8 protein-coding genes are annotated in these 7,969 nt (G+C 60.7%); 6 read left to right on the top strand and 2 right to left on the bottom strand.

What is annotated here, in order from left to right:
- Nucleotides 1-244 precede the first annotated feature (244 nt).
- Nucleotides 245-715: a DUF1289 domain-containing protein gene (locus D8U71_RS15305; protein ID WP_024013275.1), complete on the top strand. Its 471-nt coding sequence runs from the start codon at nt 245-247 to the stop codon at nt 713-715.
- A 100-nt stretch (nt 716-815) separates the two neighbouring features.
- On the opposite strand, the gene D8U71_RS15300 is transcribed toward D8U71_RS15305, so the two are convergent.
- A complete protein-coding gene (locus D8U71_RS15300; RefSeq protein WP_076562374.1) occupies nt 816-1,679 on the bottom strand; it encodes a universal stress protein in 864 nt (287 codons plus the stop codon).
- Nucleotides 1,680-1,838: 159 nt separating this feature from the next.
- On the opposite strand from D8U71_RS15300, the gene miaE reads away from it, so the two are divergent.
- From miaE to D8U71_RS15285, 3 genes are all read left to right on the top strand, one after another.
- The gene (miaE, locus tag D8U71_RS15295; protein ID WP_016775115.1) at nt 1,839-2,441 is read left to right on the top strand and encodes a tRNA isopentenyl-2-thiomethyl-A-37 hydroxylase MiaE; all 603 of its coding nucleotides are present in this window, start codon (nt 1,839-1,841) and stop codon (nt 2,439-2,441) included.
- Between the two features lie 141 nt (nt 2,442-2,582).
- A complete protein-coding gene (locus D8U71_RS15290; protein ID WP_130888127.1) occupies nt 2,583-3,290 on the top strand; it encodes a winged helix-turn-helix domain-containing protein in 708 nt (235 codons plus the stop codon).
- Nucleotides 3,291-4,577 carry an ATP-binding protein gene (locus tag D8U71_RS15285; RefSeq protein ID WP_125926942.1) on the top strand — a complete coding sequence of 429 codons (1,287 nt, stop codon included), beginning with the start codon at nt 3,291-3,293 and terminating at the stop codon, nt 4,575-4,577. It begins immediately after the preceding gene.
- Between the two features lie 98 nt (nt 4,578-4,675).
- Here the strand turns inward: D8U71_RS15285 and D8U71_RS15280 are convergent, their stop codons facing one another.
- The gene (locus tag D8U71_RS15280; RefSeq protein ID WP_024013270.1) at nt 4,676-5,164 is read right to left on the bottom strand and encodes a GFA family protein; all 489 of its coding nucleotides are present in this window, start codon (nt 5,162-5,164) and stop codon (nt 4,676-4,678) included.
- 138 nt (nt 5,165-5,302) lie between these two features.
- Here D8U71_RS15280 and glsB point away from each other — a divergent pair, with 138 nt between their 5' ends.
- Both glsB and D8U71_RS15270 read left to right on the top strand, forming a co-directional pair.
- Entirely contained in the window at nt 5,303-6,211 is a 909-nt protein-coding gene (gene glsB, locus D8U71_RS15275) for a glutaminase B (protein ID WP_073471184.1), read from the top strand.
- A 182-nt stretch (nt 6,212-6,393) separates the two neighbouring features.
- Nucleotides 6,394-7,896, top strand: a complete 1,503-nt coding sequence (locus D8U71_RS15270) for an aldehyde dehydrogenase family protein (RefSeq protein WP_130888126.1) — start codon at nt 6,394-6,396, stop codon at nt 7,894-7,896.
- Nucleotides 7,897-7,969: the final 73 nt, after the last annotated feature.

Here is a 7,969-nt window from a genome sequence, read left to right as displayed (position 1 = left end):
GGAACGACTGTGCTCGTGACGCTTTGAAAACAGCTTCTAACGGACATTGGCGCCTTAAAAGGCTGGCTGATTCTACGGCAAAAAAAATTTAAAGGTAAGTCGCGCTCTATTGGACTTTCGTGGCAATTAGCGCGGCCGGAGCAAACCTGCGACGCTGGCGAGACCTTGCTGTTTGAGGGGTGATCAATGCCCGACAAAGGGCTAACATGCCGGCCTGTTCCGCGTTTCAGTGTTCTGCCCATTTATGCCCAATCAGACCATCAAGACCCCCTGCGTCGGCCTCTGCTCCACCGTTTACGGTGACCTGGTGTGCCGTGGTTGCAAGCGTTTCCACCACGAAGTGATCCATTGGAACGGATACAACGAGGAGGAAAAGCGTGCGGTGTGGCTGCGTCTGGAGCAGTTGCTGTCACAAGTGATGGCGAGCAAAGTCGAGATCTTCGATCCGGCGCGCCTGCGCGAGCAGCTCGAACAGCGCAAGATCCGCTTCGTACCGCATCAGTCGGAATATTGCTGGGCCTATCAGCTGATTGCCCGGGGGGCGCGGGTGATCATTAATCTTGAGGCGTACGGGATGGTGTTGCTGCCGGAGTTCCGCGACTGGAACCTGCCGGAACTGCGCGATGCCATTGATCGGGAATTCTTCCTGCTGTCGGAAGCGCATTATCAGCGCTACATCGCCCCGGGCTTTCTGAAAGACGCCTTCGGCGCCTGAACAGCAAAAGCTTCGCGAGCAGGCTCGCTCCCACAGGGAAATGCATTCCAGATGTGGGAGCGAGCCTGCTCGCGAAAGCGCCAGTCAGGCATGGCAATCCTCAGTGTTTTGCCGTCAGTTCCACCAGATGATCCTCAACCTCTTGCGGCTTGAGCACCAGCACATCGCTTTCCAGCGTATCCAGCACCGCTTCAGCCGTATTGCCGATCAACGCGCCTGACAGACCGCTGCGCGCCACCGTGCCAATCACCGTTACCGCGGCCTGGAGCTTGTGCGCCATGAACGGGATCAGCACATCCGCCGGGCCTTCCTCGATGTGAAGGTGCTCGTCATCGACATCGAACTCCGCCTGAAACGCCCGGCACTGCTCGCGGTATTTGGCTTCTATGGTCGATTTCAGCTGAAACGTCGGGTCCGCCGCCGAGAGCATCGGCGACGGATGCGCGGTGATCACATGCAGGTGCGCTTTGGCCAGACTGGCGATGTCATAACCGTGATCGATGATGGTGCTGTGCAGATGCCGATGCTCACCATCAGCATTGCCGACATCGACGGCAGCGAGAATCACTTTGTCTTTCCACGAACCGGCGGTTTTGACCAGCAGCACCGGGGTAGGGCAGTGGCGCAGGAGTTTCCAGTCGGCCGGGGTCAGCAGGGCCTTTTTCAGCGAGCTGTCGGGGAAGTGCTGTTTGATCACCAGACCGCAACCTTCGGCCTGCTGCACATCGATGATGGTTTCGTGCAGGCTCTCGTTCCACGCCTGTTCGGTGGTCACGCTGTAGCCTTCGGCGAGCAATGCCGCCTTGAGCACGCTGAGCAGGCCGGCGTGGTCATGCTTCTTGTCACACACCAGCAGATGCAGATGGGCCTGGGTGACACCGGCGATCAACTTGGCGCGCTTGAGCGCCAGGCTTTCTGCATGTTCAGGTTCGATGACCACCAGAATGCTGCGAATGGCTTGCATGAGCGGAGTCTCCAGCAAAGAAAAGGCACGGCGTTGCACAACTATAGTTGCTACCCGAACGTCTGCGACTTGATGCATATCAACAGCCGCCGCTGGTGGTCTGCGGGCAGGCCGGTATAATCGGCGCCCTTCGCTCGAACACCTTTTACCGTGAGCCCCATGATCCTTCCCGAAATCCACGAATTCCTTGGCTGCCGCACGCCCGACGCCTGGGTCCAGGCGGCACTGGCCGATCAGGAAACCCTGCTGATCGATCACAAGAACTGCGAGTTCAAGGCCGCCAGCACGGCGCTGAGCCTGATTGCCAAGTACCACGCCCATGTCGACCTGATCAACATGATGTCGCGCCTGGCCCGGGAAGAACTGGTGCACCACGAGCAAGTCATGCGCATCATGAAACGGCGCAAGATCGAGTTGCGTCAGCTGCACGCCGGCCGCTACGCCTCGGGCCTGCGCAAAGTGGTGCGCAGCCACGAACCGGTGAAACTGGTGGATACGCTGGTGGTTGGCGCTTTCATCGAAGCGCGCAGTTGCGAACGCTTTGAAGCATTGGTGCCGCATCTGGACGAAGAACTGGGCAAGTTCTATTTCGGTTTGCTGAAAAGCGAGGCGCGGCATTTTCAGGGTTATCTGAAACTGGCCTATCAGTATGGTGATGCCAAGGATGTCGCGCAGGTGATCGAGCGCGTCCGTGCGGCCGAGCAGGAACTGATCGAATCGCCGGACGAGGAATTCCGTTTCCACAGCGGTGTGCCCGCCTGAATTTGTTAAAAACTCTTAAGAGTATGAAACATCACCGAAAACCGGCCCGAGTGGCCGGTTTTTGCTGTCTGCCGTCATCGCCTGTTCGATGAATGCCAGCATAATATCGGCCCTTCCACGTTTGGCTTGGCAACGGTTGTTATGGATAACCTGGGTTTCGGCAAAGTTCTGCTGGTCGAAGACGATGAGCGTCTCGCCGCACTGATCGCACACTTTCTAGAACAACACGGCTACGAGGTGCGCACGGTGCATCGCGGTGATCTGGCCATGGCTGCATTCCTGGAATTCAAGCCGAAAGTGCTGGTGCTCGACCTGATGTTGCCGGGGCAGAGCGGTTTGCAGGTCTGCCGGGAAATTCGCAGTGTTTCGGACACGCCGATCGTGATCCTCACGGCCAAGGAAGACGATCTCGATCACATTCTCGGTCTGGAGTCCGGCGCTGACGATTACGTGATCAAACCGATCAAACCGCCGGTATTGCTCGCGCGGCTGCGGGCGTTGCAACGGCGGCAGACGCCGGACACCAGCGTGGTCAGTTTCCTTGAGTTCGGGCAATTGAACATCGACCGCAGTTGCCGGGAAGTGCGCCTGACCGGTGAGCTGATCGAGCTGACCACCATGGAGTTCGAATTGCTCTGGTTGCTTGCCAGCGCGGCGGGCAAGATTCTTTCCCGCGATGACATTCTCAATCGCATGCGCGGCATTGCCTTCGACGGCCTCAACCGTAGCGTCGACGTCTACATCAGCAAATTGCGCAACAAACTCAAGGACAACCCTCGCGAGCCGGTGTGCATCAAGACCGTGTGGGGCAAGGGCTATCTGTTCAATCCGTTCGCGTGGGAGCTGTAGATGCTGCGCTTGTTCCTCGGCCTGTTTCTGGTGATGACGGTGGGTCTGGTGCTGGCCTTGCAGGCGGTCGAGCACACCTTCAATGCGTTGCTCGACAGCCAGACGCAGGATTACAACCGTGAAGCCGTGCGTGGTCAGGCGTGGTCGTTGGTCGATCATCTGCAAGGCCGCCAGGGCGCCGAGCGTGAACAGAAACTCGATTCATTGCGTGCGCACTACGGTCTGTCGCTGGGTCTGGTCGAGGCCGATCAACTGGCCCTGACACCGCAGGAAAAAGCCGAGCTCGCGCGGAACCTGTTGGTGATCCGCGACGATTACACGCAGTTCATCAGCAACATCGATGGCGGCTCGCAGCTGCTCAGCATCAAGCTGCCGCCAGAGCCGAGCCTGATGCCGTTCTACATCACCGCGGCGTACATGATGCTCGCGGTGTTGATCGGCATCGTTCTGTTTTTCTGGGTGCGCCCGCACTGGCGCGACCTGGAAAAGCTGCGGCTGGCGGCCGAGCGTTTCGGCGACAACGATCTGTCGGTGCGCATTCAGTTGTCGCGGCGCTCGAACATCCGCGATCTGGCCGAGCACTTCAATCTGATGGCGGCGCGCATCGAGGGCTTGATCGCCAACCAGCGCGAACTGACCAACGCGGTGTCCCACGAATTGCGCACACCGATTGCGCGGCTTTCGTTTGAGCTCGATCAGCTCAAGCAGCAACCGGACGCGAGCCAGAATCGCGAGCTGATCGCCGACATGTATGCCGACCTTGGTGAGCTGGAGGAGATGGTCTCGGAATTGCTGACCTACGCCAGCCTGGAGCATGGCGCGACGGTGATCAAACGGGAAAATATTCACGCAGCCGATTGGCTCGACAGCGTCGTCGGCAGTGTGGCGCTTGAAGCCGAAGCAGTGGGGGTGCAGTTGTCGATCGCCGGTTGCCAGGTCGACACGGTAAGCATCGAACCGCGCTTCATGGCGCGGGCGGTGATCAACCTTTTGCGCAATGCCATTCGCTATGCCGAACAGCGTGTCGAGGTGTCGCTGCTGCGCAATGGCGATGACTATGAAGTGCGGGTGAGTGATGACGGCCCGGGCGTGCCGCTGGAGGGACGGGAGAAAATCTTCGAACCGTTTTCCCGACTGGATGCCAGCCGGGATCGGCGCACCGGTGGTTTTGGGTTGGGCCTGGCGCTGGTGCGGCGGGTGTCGCAGTCCCATGGCGGGCAGGTTGAAGTTGGCGATTCGGTGTGGGGTGGGGCGCTGTTCAGGATGACTTGGGCGCATCTGGACTGATTGATATTGCCTGACCCGGCCCCTTCGCGAGCAGGCTCGCTCCCACAGGTGATCGCAATCCAAATGTGGCAGCGAGCCTGCTCGCGAAGGGCGGGTGTTCAGCGAGTTACACCGAGTCGCTCATGCCACTGGGCAATCGATTCTTCGGGATATACATCAAACTGCTGATCCTTCGGCTTCGCCTCGACTTCAACCCACGGCGCTTTCGAACCTAGCATCAGATGTGTGCGTTCCGGCGGCACCGGCAGCGGCGTATCGATCGCCGAGGCGAATGGATGAATCAGCTCTGGCCACTCCGGGCTGAACAGCCACAGGCCGCTGCCGCACAGTGAGCAGAAGTGGCGCTCGGCGCTGCTGCGATGGGCGCGTTTATCGCCTTCAGCTTTCATCTTCGCGTGATAGATGCTGATGTTTTTGCGTCCGCGAACCTTGAGAGTGGTCGCGTCGCCGCCAAGGTTGATCGCATAACCGCCGCCGCCCTGGGTCTTGCGGCAGATCGAGCAATAGCAGCGTTGATAGGGATAAGGATGGGCGCTGTCGAGGCTGAACGTGACTTCGCCGCAATGGCAGGAGCCTTCGAGGTGCATGGTGCTCTCCGGTGTCTAATGGTCCGCTTCAGCCTAGAACATTCTGCCTGATGCTTGCCGGTGTGATGCGACCGGCGGGCGCAGCGTCTAGCCCCAGTGTCCCCGCGATCCCATGGGGCGAGACTTTCGGAACCCGGCATGCAAGCGCTGTTGAACGAGATCCTTGACGCGGTCCGGCCCCTTATCGGGCAGGGCAAAGTTGCTGACTATATTCCCGCCCTCGGCACGGTGCCGGCCAACCAGTTGGGCATCGCCGTGTACAGTAACGACGGCGAAATGTATTGCGCCGGCGACGCTGAAACGCCGTTCTCGGTGCAGAGTATTTCCAAGGTGTTCAGCCTGGTGCAGGCCATCGATCACTCCGGCGAAGCGATCTGGGAACGGCTTGGCCACGAGCCTTCTGGCCAGCCGTTCAACTCGCTGGTGCAACTGGAATTCGAGCGCGGCCGCCCGCGTAACCCGTTCATCAATGCCGGGGCGCTGGTGATCTGCGACATCAACCAGTCGCGCTTCGCTGCGCCGACATTGTCGATGCGCGACTTCGTCCGACGCCTGTCGGGCAACCCGCAGATCATGATCGACGGCAAGGTCGCCGACTCCGAATACCAGCACCGCGCGCGCAATGCGGCGATGGCGTATTTGATGCAGTCTTTCGGCAACTTTCACAACGATGTCGAAGCGGTGTTGCGCAGCTATTTCAGCCACTGCGCGCTGCGCATGAACTGCATCGATCTGGCCCGGGCGTTCTGCTTTCTGGCCAATGACGGGTTCTGCAAGCACAGCGGCGAGCAGATCCTGACGCGCCGCCAGACCCAGCAGGTCAATTCGATCATGGCCACCAGCGGTCTGTATGACGAGGCGGGCAACTTCGCTTATCGCGTCGGCCTGCCGGGCAAGAGCGGCGTCGGCGGCGGCATCGTTGCGGTGGTGCCGGGGCAGTTCAGTGTGTGCGTGTGGTCGCCGGAGCTGAATACCGCCGGCAACTCGCTGGCGGGGATGGCGGCGCTGGAGTTGCTGAGCTCGCGGATTGGCTGGTCGGTGTTCTGAAGACACACCACGATTTCCAGTGTGGGAGCGAGCCTGCTCGCGAAGAGGCCGGTACATTCAGCATCGATGTCGTCTGACTGGCCGCTTTCGCGAGCAGGCTCGCTCCCCCCGGGTGCAGTGTTGCTTTGCAGGATCGTGTTCTATACATTTTCCGGCCGCCCTCTGCATGGTGAATCCGCTTCATGTCTCTTGCGCTCGAACGTCTAGTCGCTGGCACGCCGATCCCTTTCGCCGGTAACCGCGTCACCGTGGTCAGCCCCGAACTGGCCGCGCGGTTTCAGCCCGGTGACCATCTGCTGGTCGAGCAGGTCAGTGGCGAGTTGTTGCTGATCCCCGTGGCCGATCAACAGGCCGCCTCGGTGGCAATCGAGCGTGCGGCTGCGGCATTCACAGCGTTGTCGGCGGTCTCCGATGAAGCCATCAGCCGGTTCTTCGATCTATTCGCTCAGCGCCTGGAAAACCCTGAATGCTGGACGCAGATCGAAGCCGCCAACCGCGCCGACATGGAGCGAGCCAAGGCACGCGGCCGCTCGACCACACGCTTGCTCGCTGATGAACGCATGCGCCGCGACATGATCGCCGGGCTGCGCGCCTGGCGTGATGCGCCACCGACCCGGGGCAAAGTGATCAGCAGTGTCGAGCACGATGGCTGGAAGGTTGAGCAAGTGGTCTCGCCGCTGGGCATTGTCGCCTTTGTCTTCGAAGGCCGACCCAACGTATTTGCCGACGCCGCCGGGGTGTTGCGCACCGGTAATACGGCTGTGCTGCGCATCGGCAGCGATGCGTTGGGCACTGCGCAAGCCATCGTCACTCACGCCTTGTACCCGGCACTGGCCGAAGCCGGCTTGCCGGTTGGCGCGGTGTCGTTGGTTGAAAGCGTCAATCACGCCGCCGGTTGGGCGATGTTCGCCGACCGGCGTCTGTCGCTGGCGGTGGCGCGCGGCTCGGGCCGTGCGGTCAGTCAGTTGGGCAGCATCGCCCAGCAGGCCGGCACTGCCGTCAGCCTGCACGGCACCGGCGGCGCGTGGCTGATCGCCGACCGTGACGCCGACGCCACTCGCTTCGCGGCAGTGGTGCGCAACTCGCTGGACCGCAAGGTCTGCAACACCCTGAACGTCTGCCTGATTCAGCGCGAACGCGCCGATGAGCTGGTGCCGCTGTTCCTCGATGCCTTGAAAGACGCCGGTACTGCGCGCGGCCAAGGCTGCAAATTGCACATCGTCGCGGGCAGTGAAAGTTGCCTGCCAAGCGAATGGCAAAACGCAACGGTCGAGGTTTATCGCGCCGAGGGTTACCAGACCGAAGCGCTGGCCGAGTCTTTGCCCGAGTCGGAGCTGGGCCGCGAGTGGGAATGGGAAGAAACCCCGGAAGTCAGCCTGATGATTGTTGACGATCTGGATCAGGCGATTGCGCTCTTCAACCGTTACAGCCCGCAATTCACCGTGTCGTTGATCAGCGCGGATGCGGCGGTTCAGGAACGTTTCTACAACGCGGTGAATGCGCCGTTCGTAGGCAACGGCATCACCCGTTGGGTCGATGGCCAGTACGCGTTGAACAAGCCGGAACTGGGCCTTTCGAATTGGGAGAGCGGGCGCCTGTTTGCGCGCAGTGCCATTCTTTCCGGCGATGGCGTGTTTACCGTGCGTAGCCGGATGACTCAGGTTGATCTCACGGTGAAACGCTGATCTGTTGATCGTTCCCACGCTCCGCGTGGGAATGCAGCCCGTGACGCTCCGCGTCACTGGACGCAGAGCGTCC

It is taken from the genome of Pseudomonas sp. Sample_21 (assembly GCF_004307525.1).
Taxonomy (GTDB): Bacteria; Pseudomonadota; Gammaproteobacteria; order Pseudomonadales; family Pseudomonadaceae; genus Aquipseudomonas; species Aquipseudomonas atacamensis.
This window is presented reverse-complemented; position numbering and strand designations above follow the sequence as displayed.